Source organism: Mucilaginibacter sp. (genome assembly GCF_964263795.1).
Taxonomy (GTDB): Bacteria; Bacteroidota; Bacteroidia; order Sphingobacteriales; family Sphingobacteriaceae; genus Mucilaginibacter.
The window spans coordinates 24,473-41,192 of sequence record NZ_CAXVWK010000118.1 but is presented as its reverse complement, the minus strand read 5'-3'; the positions used below and the strand labels follow the sequence as shown (position 1 = coordinate 41,192).

15 protein-coding genes are annotated in these 16,720 nt (G+C 45.6%); 10 read left to right on the top strand and 5 right to left on the bottom strand.

Annotation, left to right across the window (positions count from 1 at the left end):
* Positions 1 to 456: 456 nt before the first annotated feature.
* Positions 457 to 924 carry a DUF4293 domain-containing protein gene (locus ACE5CV_RS18640; RefSeq protein ID WP_374951710.1) on the bottom strand — a complete coding sequence of 156 codons (468 nt, stop codon included), beginning with the start codon at positions 922 to 924 and terminating at the stop codon, positions 457 to 459.
* Between the two features lie 122 nt (positions 925 to 1,046).
* Here ACE5CV_RS18640 and truA point away from each other — a divergent pair, with 122 nt between their 5' ends.
* A complete protein-coding gene (gene truA, locus ACE5CV_RS18635) occupies positions 1,047 to 1,799 on the top strand; it encodes a tRNA pseudouridine(38-40) synthase TruA (RefSeq protein ID WP_374951709.1) in 753 nt (250 codons plus the stop codon).
* 93 nt (positions 1,800 to 1,892) lie between these two features.
* Positions 1,893 to 3,701: an ABC transporter ATP-binding protein gene (locus tag ACE5CV_RS18630; RefSeq protein WP_374951708.1), complete on the top strand. Its 1,809-nt coding sequence runs from the start codon at positions 1,893 to 1,895 to the stop codon at positions 3,699 to 3,701.
* On the opposite strand, the gene ACE5CV_RS18625 is transcribed toward ACE5CV_RS18630, so the two are convergent.
* Positions 3,702 to 3,953, bottom strand: a complete 252-nt coding sequence (locus tag ACE5CV_RS18625; RefSeq protein ID WP_374951707.1) for a hypothetical protein — start codon at positions 3,951 to 3,953, stop codon at positions 3,702 to 3,704. It abuts the gene before it with no gap.
* A 385-nt stretch (positions 3,954 to 4,338) separates the two neighbouring features.
* Here ACE5CV_RS18625 and ACE5CV_RS18620 point away from each other — a divergent pair, with 385 nt between their 5' ends.
* The 6 genes from ACE5CV_RS18620 (at position 4,339) to ACE5CV_RS18595 (ending at position 9,321) form a co-directional block, all read left to right on the top strand.
* The gene (locus ACE5CV_RS18620; protein ID WP_374951706.1) at positions 4,339 to 5,217 is read left to right on the top strand and encodes a cell division protein FtsX; all 879 of its coding nucleotides are present in this window, start codon (positions 4,339 to 4,341) and stop codon (positions 5,215 to 5,217) included.
* 55 nt (positions 5,218 to 5,272) lie between these two features.
* A complete protein-coding gene (locus ACE5CV_RS18615; RefSeq protein WP_374951705.1) occupies positions 5,273 to 5,530 on the top strand; it encodes a DUF3098 domain-containing protein in 258 nt (85 codons plus the stop codon).
* Positions 5,527 to 6,321 (top strand): undecaprenyl-diphosphate phosphatase, encoded by a 795-nt coding sequence (locus ACE5CV_RS18610; RefSeq protein WP_374951704.1) that lies wholly within the window; start codon positions 5,527 to 5,529, stop codon positions 6,319 to 6,321. The genes ACE5CV_RS18615 and ACE5CV_RS18610 overlap by 4 nt, the downstream gene beginning before the upstream one ends.
* A 94-nt stretch (positions 6,322 to 6,415) precedes the next feature.
* Positions 6,416 to 7,132, top strand: a complete 717-nt coding sequence (truB, locus tag ACE5CV_RS18605; protein WP_374951703.1) for a tRNA pseudouridine(55) synthase TruB — start codon at positions 6,416 to 6,418, stop codon at positions 7,130 to 7,132.
* Positions 7,133 to 7,198: 66 nt separating this feature from the next.
* Positions 7,199 to 8,149 (top strand): bifunctional riboflavin kinase/FAD synthetase, encoded by a 951-nt coding sequence (locus tag ACE5CV_RS18600; RefSeq protein WP_374951702.1) that lies wholly within the window; start codon positions 7,199 to 7,201, stop codon positions 8,147 to 8,149.
* A gap of 113 nt (positions 8,150 to 8,262) precedes the next feature.
* Entirely contained in the window at positions 8,263 to 9,321 is a 1,059-nt protein-coding gene (locus tag ACE5CV_RS18595) for a DUF2157 domain-containing protein (RefSeq protein WP_374951701.1), read from the top strand.
* Between the two features lie 67 nt (positions 9,322 to 9,388).
* On the opposite strand, the gene ACE5CV_RS18590 is transcribed toward ACE5CV_RS18595, so the two are convergent.
* Positions 9,389 to 10,015 carry a LysE family translocator gene (locus tag ACE5CV_RS18590; RefSeq protein ID WP_374951700.1) on the bottom strand — a complete coding sequence of 209 codons (627 nt, stop codon included), beginning with the start codon at positions 10,013 to 10,015 and terminating at the stop codon, positions 9,389 to 9,391.
* 209 nt (positions 10,016 to 10,224) lie between these two features.
* Between ACE5CV_RS18590 and ACE5CV_RS18585 the strand changes: the two genes are divergently transcribed.
* Entirely contained in the window at positions 10,225 to 11,151 is a 927-nt protein-coding gene (locus ACE5CV_RS18585) for a cobalamin-binding protein (protein WP_374951699.1), read from the top strand.
* Positions 11,152 to 11,173: 22 nt separating this feature from the next.
* On the opposite strand, the gene ACE5CV_RS18580 is transcribed toward ACE5CV_RS18585, so the two are convergent.
* Both ACE5CV_RS18580 and ACE5CV_RS18575 read right to left on the bottom strand, forming a co-directional pair.
* The gene (locus tag ACE5CV_RS18580) at positions 11,174 to 13,258 is read right to left on the bottom strand and encodes a TonB-dependent receptor (protein ID WP_374951698.1); all 2,085 of its coding nucleotides are present in this window, start codon (positions 13,256 to 13,258) and stop codon (positions 11,174 to 11,176) included.
* 73 nt (positions 13,259 to 13,331) lie between these two features.
* Positions 13,332 to 14,645: a PQQ-dependent sugar dehydrogenase gene (locus ACE5CV_RS18575; RefSeq protein WP_374951697.1), complete on the bottom strand. Its 1,314-nt coding sequence runs from the start codon at positions 14,643 to 14,645 to the stop codon at positions 13,332 to 13,334.
* Between the two features lie 125 nt (positions 14,646 to 14,770).
* Between ACE5CV_RS18575 and ACE5CV_RS18570 the strand changes: the two genes are divergently transcribed.
* Positions 14,771 to 16,717, top strand: a complete 1,947-nt coding sequence (locus tag ACE5CV_RS18570) for a gliding motility-associated C-terminal domain-containing protein (RefSeq protein ID WP_374951696.1) — start codon at positions 14,771 to 14,773, stop codon at positions 16,715 to 16,717.
* The last annotated feature ends 3 nt before the right edge of the window (positions 16,718 to 16,720 follow it).

Here is a 16,720-nt window from a genome sequence, read left to right as displayed (position 1 = left end):
ACCGGTCCCTGTTTGGGCTAATCCGACAAAATCGTTGCTGCCTGTTAACAATACCGGAATTGACTGTTCCTGGATTGGCGTAGGATTTTCAAATCCTAACTCAGAGATGGCATTAACAATATCATGACGGATTCCCAGATTAATAAATGGGTTCATGAATTAAAATAACGTATTTGACTACATCGTCAAATCGGCTGCAAAGGTAGCACTAATTCGCACAAAATCAAATACCTGTTTTCAATTTTATGATAATGGCAAATTTATGACAGTTTTTAAAGTTAAACGGCTGAAAATCAATGCAGGTTTAAACTTGAGTTATGATAATGGAATAAAGGGGAATGTAAGCCAAAGGCTGTTGCAGATATTTACAGTAGCAAAGAAAACCGTGGGTATAAATCATTTAATTAATCAAAAAAGGCGAATTAGATAATCCGCTGCTTAAAGTTAAACGTTGACTTACCTCAACCGATCCGCCGATCGTACCAGTTTCTCATCGCGCTGAATAGCTTTTACGGCGAAAATAATAAGCACAATGCTTAACGAGGTCAAGAACAATCCTATCCCCATGTTTTTGTATTCCAGTTTAATGTCTCCAACAACTTTTTTAACGGTCTGGGCCATCCAGAAGCTGTAACCTATTAACAATAAAATAGCGCCGTAGCATAGAGCGATCTGCTGCTTGCGGTTTTTATAAAGAAATATAATGATAAGGGGGATGATAGCGGCTACTACTGTTAAGATAGCCAGGGCCATAAAATCCTGCAGTTGTTTATCCTGGCCGTTGACGTTTTCGTAAACGCCGGTTATAGATACGTTCACCAATTTGCCATCTACATAAATATTATGCGCCAGCGGGAAAGCAAATAAACCGAAAAGTACTAATGAGGCAAACAGCAGGTATATGGATTGTATTCGTTGTAGCATAACTTGTTTGTAAAGGTTGCGGGTGTTAGTTAACCATGTAATTCGCCGTAAAAATAATCTTTATAACCTTTATAACAATAAAACCTTTAAAGCCTTTATAAAACAAAACTTAACTTTGCGCCGTGTTTGCAGCCAGCCGTTATTTTATTGAACTAAGCTACGATGGTACCAACTACCACGGCTGGCAGGTGCAGCCCAATGCCGTAACGGTACAGGAATTGCTTGATAAAGCTTTGACCACCTTGTTGCGGCAACCTATTGAAACTACCGGCTGCGGCCGCACAGATACGGGCGTTCATGCGAAAGAGTTTTTTGCACATGCAGATGTAGCAAGCATAGACGATAGACCATTGGACATAGACAAGCGCAGCCTAAACGCCCTGCTGCCGAATGATATCGCCGTCAAAAATATCATACTTGTTCAGCCTGATGCGCATGCACGATTTGATGCAACGTTGCGCTCTTACGAATACCATATCCATTTTGATAAGGATCCGTTTAAGCATGGGTACTCCTGGTTGCTGCGCGACTTGCCCAATCTGGAGTTAATGAACCAGGCGGCGGCAATTATCATGGAATATACAGATTTTAGCTGTTTTAGTAAATCTAATACGCAGGTTAAGACCAATAATTGTAAAATTGTAAATGCCGTGTGGGAGCAGACCCAAAACGGAATCGTTTTCAAGATCTCGGCCGACAGGTTTTTGCGCAATATGGTACGGGCCATAGTAGGCACCTTACTGGCAGTTGGCAAAGGCGAGATGCCGCCCGAAGCAATAAGGAAGATAATAGCAAGTAAAAACCGCAGCAAGGCAGGTACCAGTGTCCCGGCTTGCGGGTTGTATTTAACAGAGGTGAAGTATTCGTATTTGTAGTGGTTTAAATAATCAATTATACATTTAAGATCACCGCATTAACAAAGTAAAAGTAATTCCGAATTTTAACCTTCAGAATTCAAATAAAGAAGAATGGCAGAAGTAACAGGTAAAGCGCTCGATTGGAAACTGCTTGGCAGGGTTATGCATTACGTAAAGCCCTACAACCGCACTTTTATAGTGGCCGCATTCCTGACCATATTTTTAGCGGCAATAGCCGTGGCGCAGCCTATACTAATACAACTTACCCTGGATAAATACATCCTTGCAAATGATTACCATGGCCTGGTATTTATGGTTGAGCTGATGATAGGCCAGCTTATAATTGCTACGGTGGCCCAGTACTACCAAACTTACCTTACCAATTCATTAGGCCAATCGGTAATTAAGGATCTGCGGATAGATATTTTTAACCACATTACCAGCCTTCGTTTAAAATATTTTGACCGTACGCCTATAGGTATGCTCATTACCCGTACGGTATCTGACCTGGAAACCATTGCAGATATTTTTTCTGAAGGGTTGATCTCCATAATGGGCGATCTGCTACTGGTTGTGGCCGTTATTGGTATTATGCTTTACCAGGATTGGAAACTGGCGCTGATCACACTGATACCGATGCCCTTACTTTTCGCATCTACTTACGTGTTTAAAGAGGCGATCAAGTCATCCTTCCAGGAGGTGCGTACGCAGGTTGCCCAATTGAATACTTTTTTGGCCGAGCACATCAGCGGGATCAGCATCATACAATACTTTGCCCGCGAAGAGCAGGAAATGCGCAAATTCCGGTCGGTAAATCAGAAATACCGTGATGCCAATATCCGCTCTAATTGGTATTACTCCATTTTTTTCCCGGTTGTAGAAATCCTGTTTGCCATTTGTATGGCCCTGCTGGTTTGGTATGGTTGTAAACGCATCCTAAGCGATCAGCAAATGCACAGCATATCGGCCTCGCCGGGTGGCGTTACGCCGGGTGTTATTACCGGGTTCATTGTACTGTTGAATATGCTGTTTCGCCCAATACGGCAGCTGGCCGATAAATTCAATACCCTGCAAATGGGCATGGTAGGGGCCGACCGCATCTTTAAGGTACTGGATACCGACGAAGTTGCTATAGACCAGGGTACACTTGCACCTGCCGCTTTACAGGGCGATATCCAGTTCAACGACGTTTGGTTTGCCTATAATGAAGAGAATTGGGTATTAAAGGATATAAACTTCCACATCAAGCCCGGCGAAACGCTTGCTTTGGTAGGGGCAACAGGTGCCGGAAAATCATCTACTATTAATATCCTTAACCGTTTTTACGATATCGGAAAGGGCGAAGTTAAGGTAGATGGCGTTGACATCCGGCAGTATAAGACGGATTACCTGCGGTCGCGAATTGCCACCGTAATACAGGATGTATTTTTATTTACAGATACCATTGCCAATAACATCAGCCTCAATAATCCGGCTATCACCCGCGAAGAAATTATTAAAGCCGCCAAAGATGTTGGCGCGCATGATTTTATTGAGCGCTTACCGGGCGGTTACGATTATAACGTAATGGAACGCGGCGCAACCCTGTCTGCCGGGCAGGCGCAACTGATCTCTTTTATCCGCGCGCTGGTTTACAACCCTGCCATATTGGTGTTAGATGAGGCCACCTCGTCGGTTGATACTGAAACGGAATTGCTGATCCAGAACGCTATAAATAAACTGATGCAAGGCCGTACGGCTATTGTAATAGCACACAGGCTATCAACCATACAAAACGCCAACAAGATCATCGTATTGGATCATGGCGAAATAATGGAAAGCGGCACCCACCAGGAATTATTAAAAATTGAGGGCGGCTATTACCGCAAGCTGTACGATCTGCAGTTTAACTCGGCCGGTATAGCCAAGCCGATAGCCTAACTATTTAGATTCCAGGCGGCGGCTGTCGTCATCGCTCACATCAGGCTGATCCTCTTTTGGCGGATTTTTAATCGGGTTCACCGGCTGTTCCACGTTTTCGTAATAACCGGCTACATTTTCCTGCTGCGGTTCGTCGGCGTGGTATTGATTGTCCTCGCGTTTGGTAACACTTTCATGGCCGTTATCTGCAGGCCTGTTGGTAGGCGTATCAGATGGTGATGGTTTATCGTGATCGTTTGCTGGCTTTGTCATGTTTAGTTAACAGGCCACAGAACGATTTTGTTTCCTGTGGCAGGCGCCTTTCTAAATTAACAAAGCCTAAAATTGCACTATGAGAAACAACTAAAGTATTAGTTTTTATGTTAACCCGCATTTTGCACAAATAATTGACTGATAGTGATTTAAGCTGTTTTTTAACGAAAAAGTGTTAACCTTTGTTAACCTTTGTTCGTTTTTTTGGATTAATAAACGGTGGCTGTCAACCATTAAGGTATTGTGCCGATGATCGTATTGATACATTCGGTGAAGCAGACATCCGTTAATTATTGTTAATTATACAGCATAAACTTTTACCTTTAGGGCGGGTTTGTTAATTTCGCAAATTGATAATGCGTTAAGTATCTCATATCTACAATAAATGGAAGAATTTGAAGCAAGCGAATCGGTAAAAAAGGTAAAGACCATTTATATATCAACCGTTTTTGGTATTGCTATGGTATTGTTGATGATAGGCCTTTTAGGGTTAATACTGGTTCATGCCAATAACCTTTCGCGCTACGTGAAAGAAAATATCGTGTTAAATATTTTCATGGACGATTCGGCCCATGAAACGGATGTATTGCAACTGCAAAAGCAGCTGGACGGTAATGTGATGGTAAAGCAAACCACTTATGTAAGTAAGGAACTTGCCGCCCGCAACCTGCAGAAGGACCTGGGCGAAGACTTTGTGAAGTTTTTAGGTTACAACCCGCTATCGCAATCGCTGGATGTATACCTAAAGGCCGATTATGCCAATAACGCCGGCATTGATAAATTCAAGGCCGAACTGTTAAAGAACCCTTTGGTTAAAGAGGTAAAATATCAGCAATCGCTGGTAGACCAAATGAACTCCAACCTTACCTCTATCAGTTTGATCATACTGGCCTTCGCAGGTATCTTTGTTGTGTTATCGGTAGCATTAATCAACAATACTATCAGGCTGGCTATTTACTCGCAACGGTTCCTGATCAAGTCGATGCAGCTGGTTGGGGCAACAAAAGGGTTTATTCGCAAGCCGTTTTTGTTGTACGGTATATGGCACGGTTTACTTGGCGGCTTAATAGCGGTAGTTATTTTAATAGGTACCTTGTACCTGGCAAATAACCAGATACCCGACCTGGTAATTTTGCAAACCCGTACCGAATTTGCAGTTGTATTTTTAGGAGTAATAGGCCTGGGCATATTTATATCGGCCTTTAGCACCTTCCTGGCGGTTAACAAGTTTTTACGTTTAAAAATATACGATCTGTACAGATAGTAATCAATATTCACTATCCCGATAGCAATCGGGACAACAAATTATTAATCAAGACATGGCACAACAACCAATAAGACCGGCAGCCGCCACTAAAACGCAGCCAACTGCAGCACCGGTGCAATTTATATTCGGTAAAGAAAATTATCGCATCCTTATCATCAGTATTGCTATTGTGGCATTAGGCTTTTTTTTAATGAGCGGTACTACAGATATTTATAGCAATACAAAAATCGTGTTAGCACCCATAGTAGTATTGGCAGGTTTCGGATTAGGCTTTTACGCTATATTTAAAAAGCCGGCAGCTAACTCATGAATCTAATACACGTTATTGTCCTTGCTATTATCGAGGGCATCACCGAATTTTTGCCGGTATCATCAACCGGGCATATGATCATTGCATCATCTGTAATGGGTATTGCCAGCAACGATTTTGTTAAGCTGTTTACTATCGCCATACAGTTAGGCGCCATCCTATCGGTAGTGGTGCTTTACTTCAAACGCTTTTTCCAGACATTAGATTTTTACTTCAAGCTGGTAGTGGCTTTTATCCCCGCAGCGGTTTTCGGGTTGCTGTTCAGTAAGAAGATCGATGCTTTACTGGAGAGTGCATTAACTGTTGGTATCACCTTATTTGTGGGCGGTATCATTTTGCTGTTTGTTGACAAATGGTTTAACCAGCCGGATGTTAAGGAAGAAAAAGAGATCAGCTACTTAACCGCGCTGAAGATCGGTTTCTTTCAATGCCTGGCCATGATTCCCGGTACATCGCGTTCGGCCGCTACCATTGTTGGTGGTATGAGCCAGAAGCTAAGCCGCAAGGCCGCCGCCGAATTCTCTTTCTTTCTAGCGGTGCCAACCATGTTTGCAGCAACAGCAAAAAAGCTTTACGATTTTTATAAAGAAGGTCATGTTTTCACCGGTGAAGAGATCAAGCTGTTAGCCATCGGCAATGTAATTGCTTTTGTGGTAGCTTTGTTGGCTATTAAAACTTTCATCACCTTTTTAGAAAAACGCGGTTTTCAGCTTTTTGGCTGGTACCGTATTGTAGTAGGTGGGATCATTATTATCCTAATAGTTTCTGGCCATAATTTACAGGTCATCTAATACACGATTGATGGATTTAAGGATCGAATCCCGGATCTTCCAAAATCATTCCTGATTATCAGTAAATCCTTTAATCCAGTTATAACCACGGTTCATGTTCAATTCCATTCAAGATTTTGCCGACGGTCAGTTACTACTGGTTAACAAACCCTACGAGTGGACCAGCTTTGATGTGGTGGGCAAGATCCGTAATTCATTTAAGCCTCTAAAACTTAAAGTTGGCCACGCAGGCACGCTTGACCCTTTGGCTACCGGCCTGCTGATTATCTGTACCGGTAAAATGACCAAACAGATAGATACTTTTCAGGCGGAAGAGAAGGAATATACAGGTACCATGGTTTTAGGCGCTACCACGCCAACCTATGACCTGGAGAGCGAACCGGAAACCAAGTTTGAAACAAGTCATTTAACCGACGAACAGATAAAAGCCGCCACCGCCCGGTTTACCGGCGATATTCAGCAATATCCTCCCGCGCACTCCGCTATAAAGGTTGACGGCGAACGCCTGTACGAAAAAGCCCGCCGCGGCGAAGAGGTAGAGTTGAAGCTACGCAATGTTACGATCTCTGAATTTGAGATCACCCGCATCGAATTGCCCGAGGTAGACTTTAGGGTGGTTTGCAGCAAAGGCACTTACATCCGCTCGCTGGTAAACGATTTTGGCGCGGCTTTAAATAACGGTGCCTACATGTCGGCCTTGCGCCGTACGCGTAGCGGTAACTATAGTATCCGGGATGCCCATGAGGTAATGGAACTGGTAAACATCATCCGCTCGCTAAAAGAGCAACCTGCCCAACAAACCGACAGGTAATTTTACACAGCAATTAGCAAAACCTTTCGGCATTGTCCTTTGTCATCTTACCTTTGTGCCGTTACCATGAAGATATACAATAGTTTAGAAGACTTTACTCCCGTGGCTAATGCCGTGGTTACAATCGGTACCTTTGATGGCGTACACATTGGCCACCGTAAAATTATCGCCCGCATCGAAGAACTCGCGGAAGCATCGGGTGGGGAAACCGTTATCTTAACTTTTTTTCCGCATCCGCGGATGATCTTACACCCCGAAGACGAAAACATCAAGCTGATCACCACGATAGACGAAAAAGCGCAGCTGCTGTCCCAACTGGGTGTCGACCACCTGATCATCACCCCGTTTTCAAGAGATTTTTCCAATCAATCAGCAGAGGCCTATATCCGTGATGTTCTGGTGAATAAAATAGGCACCAAAAAAATTGTAATAGGGTACGATCACCGCTTTGGTAAAGACCGTAAGGGGGGGCTGCAGGACCTGCTTGCCCATGCACCACTTTACGCCTTTGAAGTGATAGAGATACCGGAGCAGGATATTAACGATGTTGCGATCAGCTCTACCCGTATCCGTAAGGCGCTTTTGGATGGCGATATTGAGATAGCCAACGAATGTCTTGGTTACCCGTTTTTTATTACCGGAAGCGTGATCCGTGGCGATCAATTAGGCCGTACACTGGGATACCCCACTGCCAACCTGATGGTGGGCGAGCAGTACAAACTTATCCCGTCGGACGGGATCTACGCCGTAAAGGTTAAAGTAGAGGGCCAGCAGCATAATGGCATGGCCTACATCGGTCACCGACCAACCGTTAACGGCATGACACGCAATATCGAAGTGAATATTTTTGATTTTAGCGCTGATATTTACAACAAAGAGTTACGTATGGAATTCCTGCATTTTGTAAGGGCAGATATCAAATTCGCGTCTCTTGATGAATTAGTTGTGCAACTGGGTAAAGACAAACAGGATGTACAGGCGCTGCTGGTAATAGACTCTCCGCAATTCAACACCTGATTAGTAACAGTTGGCTAAGTCAATGTTGCCAATGACGCGATGTATTTTTCCTGTTCTGCTTTTTACTTTTCATATAAATCAATAGATTTGATTAGACAGCTACTTATTAACCAATGGCTAAACTAAACCTGGACAGGCAGGAAAGCGAATTTCTTAATAATACCATTTCCCACTGGGAGAAACATAATTTAATTGAAGCGGCGCAGGCCGAGCAATTGCGCAACTCCTATAATGTAAAAGGTTTCGACTGGATGCGGCTGGCCAAGTATTCATTTTGGATAGCACTGATCTGTGGTGTAGTGGCTGTAGGCTCGCTAATAGTTGACGACGCCGTTATCAGATGGTTGCAAAAGCTTTACTACACGCCTGATATTGTTATCAGTATCCTATCGGGTGCTATGGCTGCAGGTTTGTTCTATATTGGCAGCCGTCGCCAAAAGCGCTTCCCCGAGCAGGTTTTCAGCAACGAGGCCGTTATATTTACCGGGGTGCTATTTACTGCCTGCTGCATTGCTTATCTGGGCAAAACGTTTGATAACGGCTCGGGGCACTATTCTTTACTATTCCTGGCATCGGTGTTTGTTTACGGCTTCCTGGCCTGGCGAATGAGTTCAAGAATGATCTGGCTGTTTGCATTGGTATCTTTAGGCAGTTGGTTCGGTACCGAAACCGGCTATCAAACCAAGTGGGCGCTATATTTTTTAGGGATGAATTATCCGCTGAGGTTTGTGGTTTTTGGCCTGGTACTGGTAGGTGCCTGCCACCTGTTGAAAGGCAAAAAGTGGTTTGCTTACTTTTGGGAACTTACCTACGTGGTGGGGATGCTTTACCTGTTTATGTCGCTTTGGCTGTTCAGCATTTTTGGCAATTACGGCAGCATCGATACCTGGTGGCAAATTAAACAGATCAGTTTGTTTTACTGGGGCATTATATCTGCGGTGGTTGCAGGGGCTTTCCTGTTGTATGGCTTAAAAAACAAGGATGTTGTTGCCCGTGAGTTTGGTATTACCTTCCTGATCATCTTTTTATATACCAAGTACTTTGAATTCTTTTGGGATCATACCAACAAAACGCTGTTCTTTTCTATCCTTGCCGCGTCGTTTTGGCTCATTGGCCGCAAAGCCGAGAAGATCTGGAATATTAACACAAAGGTAAGCCCCCCAAATTCCTAAGGTAACAGTTTAGGAGCAGTTATATGATAGGCAATATATCATGTTACCCTTTGCGGAAATCAGATACTTAATGGTGCTTAAAAAATACCAGGTAGATCTGCTTGAAAATATGGTAGGCTGCAAACCCAAAAAATAATACCGCGATACCAACGTTGATGGCCTTCGCGCTCAAAGCAAATCTATCCTGCAGGTATTTGGCAAACTTGGCGTAAAGGAATAAAGCCAGGAATGACCCGCCGGCAGAACCGATGCTGAAGATCACAAGTGCCAAACGGCCGTCCTCTATCCATTGGTGGGTGATCAGGTAAGTGCCCGTCACCATCCAAAACGGAATTTGCATAGGGTTTAAAAACCCCAAAAGGATGCCATATTTAATGCTGGCATGCTGCGAATAGGTGGTTTGCTGGGGCTTGTTACGGTTTAGCCAGGTAATTGTACCGAGCGTACCGAACAGCACTACCATCACCCAATCAATAATGGTATCCAGCTTAACCTGCCCGGATAGCCATTTTGCTGCCAGCATTATTACAAAGGTGAAAATGAACTCAATGCAGCTAAACGCGATAATAAACTGCAGGGCTTGTTTCATCCCACGGTTTATGGTGATCTGTACCAGCGTTAAATTGATATTACCGGGCGGTATATAGCCAATAAAATTAGCTATGATCCCGATAAAGAAGGTTAGGAATATCATCTGCCCAAATATATATTTTACACCGCAGAAAAAACGCAACTCTTCCGGTCTTTGTTTCGTTTATCTGCAAATGCGAGTTTAGTTAGCTAAAGGGCAGGGGTGCTTTTATCGCACAGGCGGCAACAGAGAGATAGCCAATTTACCGCTTTGCTATTTACGCAAGTCATTAATTCGCATATTTGCACATCCAAAATCTGTACGTTTAAACTATGCCTGCTTCTAAAATCATATCGTTGCTGCCCGCCGCTACCGAAATTGTTTGTGCACTTGGTTTGCAGGAAAACCTTGTTGGCCGCTCTCATGAGTGTGATTACCCGGAAGGTGTGCAGCAGCTGCCGGTATGTTCGGAAGCTAATTTCTCTGACGGGATGACTAGCGCCCAGATCGATGTAAAAGTAAAGGAGATTCTTGCAGATGCTTTATCAGTGTACACGGTTAAGCGCGATGTGATAAAAGCTTTGTCGCCCGATGTGGTGATCACCCAGGCCCAGTGCGAGGTTTGCGCGGTATCCCTGACCGAGGTAGAGCAGGCGCTGGATAATTACCTGGAAAAACCAACCAGGATCATCTCCCTACAACCCAACAGCCTGGAGGATATATTTGGCGATATCCAAACCGTAGCAAATGCCTTGAACATAACCGGCGCCGGAGAACGCCTGGTGGAAGACCTTACGGAACGTGTTGACATCATTCGCCATAAGCTAAAATTTATGGAGAACAAACCAACCGTGGCTTGCATAGAGTGGCTGGAGCCGATGATGATATCCGGCAATTGGGTGCCCGAACTGGTTGCCATTGCAGGTGGCATGGCCGTACTTGCCCAGGCGGGTAAGCATTCACCGTACATTGATTGGGCAGGGATAAGGGCGCAGGACCCTGATATTATTTTGCTGATGCCTTGTGGTTTTTCAATAGAGCGCACCATGCGCGAGATCTATATCCTGATACAGCAAGACGGTTTCAATGAACTAAAGGCCGTTCAAAACAACCGCATCTACATTGCCGACGGGAACCAGTATTTTAACCGCCCCGGCCCGCGCATCGTCGATTCAGTTGAGATCCTGGCAGAAATTATCCATCCCAAACAGTTTATCTTCGGGTACGAAGGAAACGGATGGATCAAATTTTCCCTTTAATGTTTATTTCTTATCAGCTAACTCACAACGCTACACTTATCCCTGCAAAGTAATTTCGGGGGGCAGACGGATTGTAATACCGGTTACCAACGGCGTTCAGGTCATTGCCGAGGCTGTATTTTTGATTTAGCAGATTGTCGGCCCCGGCGTAAAGTTCTAACCGCGCTTTGTTGCCCAATTTGTGCTGCCATGACGCTTTGGCTTGTAACAAATGGTATTTGTTAGCATACACCGTGTTACCATCATTAAGCGGTACGGCTGATGTATAATTATGTTGTACAAACACCGATAAATTTGCAGGCACGTTGAGTTGTATTGACGACACTAAAACCTCTTTAGGCACACCCGTGAGCGCGTTGTTTGAGTAGCTGGCACCCGCAACCTGGTAATCCCTGAATTTGAACCGGCTATAGGTAAACGATGTGTTAAATTGTAACCCGCGGATAAAGTTGCTCCTGTTCTGGCGGATCAGCCAATCTGTAAAGGCTATTTCAAAGCCCGGCTGGTTTGTGCCGCCTGCATTAATATAAAATTCTGTTTCATTTGGATTTAGCCGGCGCACAATTGCTTTGTTGAGCCGGTAATAAAATACCGATGCATCCAGCAGCATGCTTTCATCTTTATTGCGCAGGCGAAAACCCGTTTCATAATTCCATCCGTCCTGGGCTTTCAGGCTGGTGTTCACAATATTATCAGTAGGCCTCACCTCAGCAATGGTGGGGGTAGAGTAACCGCGGCTAACGGATGCCCTCCAGATAAAATCGTTGGTAACCTGGTAGGATAGCGCCAGCCTTGGCATTGGTTGTGGTGTGTAATTGCGGGGAGTAAATTGGCCTTCATTTAACGGCGATATGTTTTTGAATTTATACTGGTAATAATTCAGGCTCACAGCCGCCTCGGCATGCAGCCGTTTAAAAATATCCGCAGCATAACGGGTAAAAAAGAAATGCTGATTGGTGTTGATCTTATCTATCTTTTGCACTTTGCCCTTTTCGCCCGCGTTGTTGTCATAATTGCTGATAAGCGAGTTGGTTTGCTGCAATTCGGCCCCAATGTTCAGCTTCCAGTCGAAGTTTTTACGGGGGGTGGCTGCCAGTTCGAAATAGGTGCGGAAGCCGTAAGTATTTTCGCTGCGCTGCTCGTAATTGGTAATGAAAGGATTGGCAAAATCTACGTGGTTGCCAAAAATGGCAGCCACGTTGCGGATCCGGTTGGTGAGCCGCGCCTCATTGACCAGCCCTCCTAAGAGTATTTTGGTATCGATAGCTATCTTTTGCTGTACAGCGCCGGGTAAGGTAGCAGTTGGCAGCCTGGCCGAACGCGGATTAGCCGTTACCTGCGCCAGGTTTAAGCCGCCGGGTGTTTGGTAGTTCAGGTCAGAATACAGGGCGATGGCCCGCAGCTCATTTCCTTTACCGTAGGGTAAAGCATCCGTAGCCTGGATGTAGTTGCGGTGCATCCGGCTGTTTTCGCGGTAGCCATTATAGTTTTGGTAGGATTGGCTCAGATTGAGCCTGTTTTTGCTGTTGCCGATCTGCAGGTTAGCTTTCTGATGAAATAAGCCATACGAGCCACCATTTAACTCCGCGTTGAGGTAGGTGCTGTCGGCTTTTCCGCTAACCGGGTTTATTAAAACTACCCCGCCCGAATTTGCACCGAACAAGCTCCCGTCCGGTCCTTTCAGGATCTCGATATGCTGTATGTTGCCAATGTCCAGTGCGTTCAGATAAGTATTACCTCCCGCGTCCGTTAGGGGGATTTCGTCAAAGTAAACCTTAACATCCCTAACCCCAAACGGCGATCGCAGCAAGCTACCCCTGATAGAGAGCCGGTAACTGCCCGGCGAACGTTCCTCGGCCCGCACGCCGGGAACGGTGTTTAATGCAGATACAAAAGAATTGTCAGGCTGTACCCGCAGCCTCGCTGCCGATAATACGCTTACAGAAGCCGGCACATTTAATACACGCTGTTCGGACAGGTAAGCTTTAACAGTAACTGCCTTAAGCTGCCTCGTAGTATCCGGGCTGGTTTTAGACGGTTGATTTTGGGCAAACGTATCCAGCCCGGCCATCACCATAAAAATTACGTAAAGGAAATGTTTGATCATAAAATTCAATGAAACTAACAATAATAGCCCTTCACATTTAGTAAGGGCTATTATTTAAAAAATGATAAGTAGCTTATTTAGCGCTCACCCGCCAGATGCGGTTGCTGGCATCATCTGCAACCAGCAGCGAGCCGTCTTTGGCTATCGTAACGCCAACCGGGCGTCCGTAAACCTCATTTTTATCTGCATTGGCCACAAAGCCGGTTAAAAAGTCTTCCATTGCATTACCCGGTTTATTGTTGCTGAAGGGCACAAACCCTACTTTATATCCTGATAATTTAGAGCGGTTCCATGAGCCGTGCTGCCCTATAAAAGTACCGTTATCATACTTCGCCGGGAATTTTTTTCCGGTGTAAAAGGCAATCCCCAGGGATGCTGTATGCGCACCTAACGACAGGTCGGGTGTGATAGTTTTCTTAACCATATCCGGGCGTTTTACCTTAAGGCGCGGGTCTTCGTGCTGGCCAAAATACGCCCACGGCCATCCGTAAAAGCCGCCCTCTTTAACACTGGTAAGGTAATCGGGCACTAACTCGTCACCCAGTTCGTCGCGCTCGTTTACCACGGTGTATAAAACGCCTGTGCCAGGCTGTATAGCAATACCTGCGGGGTTACGTAAGCCGCTGGCATAAACACGTTCGCCGCTACCGTCAGGGTTTATTTCTAATACATTGGCGCGGCGTTTCTCCACATCCATTCCATGATCAGCCAGGTTAGTGCCGGATCCTACCGCTATATAAATTTTGGTGCCATTGGCATTACTAATAATGTTGCGCGTCCAGTGATTATTGTAACCGCCGGCAGGCAGCGATACGATCATTTTACCGGGCGTGATAATTTTGGTCTGGCCCGCTTTATAATCGTACTTCCACAAGCCATCAGTATTGGCTACATAAAAGGAGCTACCTAATATCAGCATCCCGTAAGGCTGGTTAAGATCGCTCAAAAATACACCTTGCATTTCGGGTTTACCGTCTCCATCCGCATCCCTGAAAATACTGATGCGGTTAGCGCTTTTACCCAGGTTTTGCGAACCTGCCGCCCCCACGATCTTAGCCCCTATTTTTTTAACACCCTTCATCTCGGTATTTGCTTCTGATACCAGGATGTCGCCGTTAGGGGCGATGTAAATATTACGCGGGTTTTTAAGGCTGTCGGCAAATAGGCTTACTGTAAAACCAGCCGGAGCAACCGGGGTTTTACCAGCGGGCCAGCCAACTACCTTGCTGTAATTTTTAACGGATTTAGTCTCGAAGGGGGCCGGCAGTTTTACATCCTGTTGTGTAGGTGTGCTAACCTCTGCTTTTTTACTTTTGTCAGGTTTATTTTGCGAGCAAGCCGTTGTTACTATGGCAATACATGTTATATAGAGTATTTGCTTAATCATTTTCATAGATGTTTGAACTTATTAAACTTAAACTGATTAGTAATTGTTTCATAAAAAGGGGATGGTTACGCTTAACACGTGTATATTTATATTTTTGATGATAAGCCGTTTATACGGATCAAATAATGCCAGTTAGCCATTTCCGGTTATTGATTTTAGTGTTTATGCTGTTGATAGGCGCCCCGGCGTTTGCACAACTGGCCGGCGGTAGCCTGGGCGATCCGGTGATCAATGAAACCTTTGGCGCGGGTACTACTTACGGTACCGGCCCTGCTTTGCCCGCCACGGTAACCAACTTTAGATACACTGCTGAAATGTGCCCCGGCGATGGTTTTTACACCATTGCCAGCGCGCTTGGCAACTGTTTCGGCGGCACCTGGCAGGTAATACCGCATGACCATACCGGCGACCCCAACGGGTACATGATGATCATCAACTCATCTTACGACCCCGGAATTTTTTACGTTCAAAAGGCCAGGGGAGATTTGCTTTGTCCCAACACTAACTACCAGTTTTCGGCATGGATCATGAACGTGATCCGCGACCAGGCCAGCACCCGTACCCATATCCGGCCTAATATTACCTTTTCTATTGAAACGGCTGATGGAACCGTACTTAAAACCTATAATACCGGCGATATTCCGCAGGGTGATTTTACCACGTTCGTACAGTATGGTACATCATTCACTACGCCATCTAACGGGGCGGATATTGTGGTAAAGATGCGTAACAACGCTCCGGGCGGTAACGGCAACGATCTGGTGCTGGATGATATCACCTTCAGCCCTTACGGCCCTACTATACAAGCCGGTTTCGGCGATGTAACATCAACCGCCGATCGCGACCTTTGCGAAGGCGAAAGCGGCACCTATACGCTAAAGGCATCGCAGGTGGGGTACGATGATCCCTACTATCAATGGCAGGTAAACAAAAACGACGGGAGCGGCTGGAAAGACCTTACCGGGCAAACGGCTACTACACTTAATGTAACACTAACCAACGCTACAGCCGGTAAAAACCAATACCGCATCGGCATCCTGAACGGTTCGGCATCGGCAATAAGCTGCAGGATCTATTCGCAGGCGTTAACAGTAAATGTAAATGCGCTGCCTGTGGTAGGGATTGCCGCTAATATAACCGTTTGCGAAACTCAAGAATTGCGCCTTACCGCAACCGGCGGCACCACCTATAGCTGGACAGGCCCAAACAGCTTTACGTCTACCGAGCAATCGCCGGTGGTAGCTTACCTGGCAGATAATAGTAAGGATGGCCTCTACACCGTAACAGTCAGTACTAAAGGCTGTATTTCTACGGCATCAACCACGGTTAAGGTTTTACCTAAAGTGAGCCCTGCGATCAGCGCCGACGTTACGATTTGCGAAGGCAGCAGCACCGAATTACAGGCCGGGGGCGGCGTAACGTATAAATGGACACCTGCCGCAGGGCTGGACCGTGATGATATTGCAAACCCCGTTGCCACACCCGCAACTACCACTACTTACCATGTGCGGATTGATAACGGCGGCTGTTTTGATGAAAGCAAGCAGGTGACCGTAACGGTTTTAAAAGCCCCGGCTGCAAACGCGGGTGCCGATATAACCATACAGGAGGGGGAATCTGTAACACTTAACGGTATTGTAACCGGTGATAATGTGCGTTACTACTGGACACCGGCAGATCATCTGGACAACCCGGCTTCGCTCACACCCATTGCTAACCCAACAAGTGATGTTACCTATACCCTGCATGCCGAATCGCAGGATAATTGCGGAATTGTTACCGATGATGTTTTTGTGCGGGTGTATAAAAAGATCAGCATCCCCAATGCCTTTTCGCCAAATGGCGATGGCGTTAACGATCTGTGGAATATCGATCAACTGATCACCTATCCGGAGAGCCTTCTTACCATTTTTACCCGCGATGGCAGGCAGGTATTTCGCAGCCGGGGTTATGCAAAAGCATGGAATGGCAATTACAACGGGCAGCCTTTACCGGCCGGCACTTACTACTACACCCTCGATCTGCAAAATAAAACAGCTATCCGCTCGGGGTGGGTATTGCTGGTTAGGTAAACT

Excerpts from the sequence above, each read along its gene's own strand:
- ACE5CV_RS18630 (WP_374951708.1), top strand. The coding sequence starts at position 1,893 with ATGGCAGAAGTAACAGGTAAAGCGCTCGATTGGAAACTGCTTGGCAGG.
- ACE5CV_RS18575 (WP_374951697.1), bottom strand. The coding sequence starts at position 14,645 with ATGATTAAGCAAATACTCTATATAACATGTATTGCCATAGTAACAACG.
- ACE5CV_RS18610 (WP_374951704.1), top strand. The coding sequence starts at position 5,527 with ATGAATCTAATACACGTTATTGTCCTTGCTATTATCGAGGGCATCACC.
- ACE5CV_RS18595 (WP_374951701.1), top strand. The coding sequence starts at position 8,263 with ATGGCTAAACTAAACCTGGACAGGCAGGAAAGCGAATTTCTTAATAAT.
- ACE5CV_RS18570 (WP_374951696.1), top strand. The coding sequence starts at position 14,771 with ATGCCAGTTAGCCATTTCCGGTTATTGATTTTAGTGTTTATGCTGTTG.
- truB (WP_374951703.1), top strand. The coding sequence starts at position 6,416 with ATGTTCAATTCCATTCAAGATTTTGCCGACGGTCAGTTACTACTGGTT.
- ACE5CV_RS18580 (WP_374951698.1), bottom strand. The coding sequence starts at position 13,258 with ATGATCAAACATTTCCTTTACGTAATTTTTATGGTGATGGCCGGGCTG.
- ACE5CV_RS18620 (WP_374951706.1), top strand. The coding sequence starts at position 4,339 with ATGGAAGAATTTGAAGCAAGCGAATCGGTAAAAAAGGTAAAGACCATT.
- ACE5CV_RS18615 (WP_374951705.1), top strand. The coding sequence starts at position 5,273 with ATGGCACAACAACCAATAAGACCGGCAGCCGCCACTAAAACGCAGCCA.
- ACE5CV_RS18585 (WP_374951699.1), top strand. The coding sequence starts at position 10,225 with ATGCCTGCTTCTAAAATCATATCGTTGCTGCCCGCCGCTACCGAAATT.
- ACE5CV_RS18590 (WP_374951700.1), bottom strand. The coding sequence starts at position 10,015 with ATGATATTCCTAACCTTCTTTATCGGGATCATAGCTAATTTTATTGGC.
- ACE5CV_RS18640 (WP_374951710.1), bottom strand. The coding sequence starts at position 924 with ATGCTACAACGAATACAATCCATATACCTGCTGTTTGCCTCATTAGTA.
- ACE5CV_RS18600 (WP_374951702.1), top strand. The coding sequence starts at position 7,199 with ATGAAGATATACAATAGTTTAGAAGACTTTACTCCCGTGGCTAATGCC.
- ACE5CV_RS18625 (WP_374951707.1), bottom strand. The coding sequence starts at position 3,953 with ATGACAAAGCCAGCAAACGATCACGATAAACCATCACCATCTGATACG.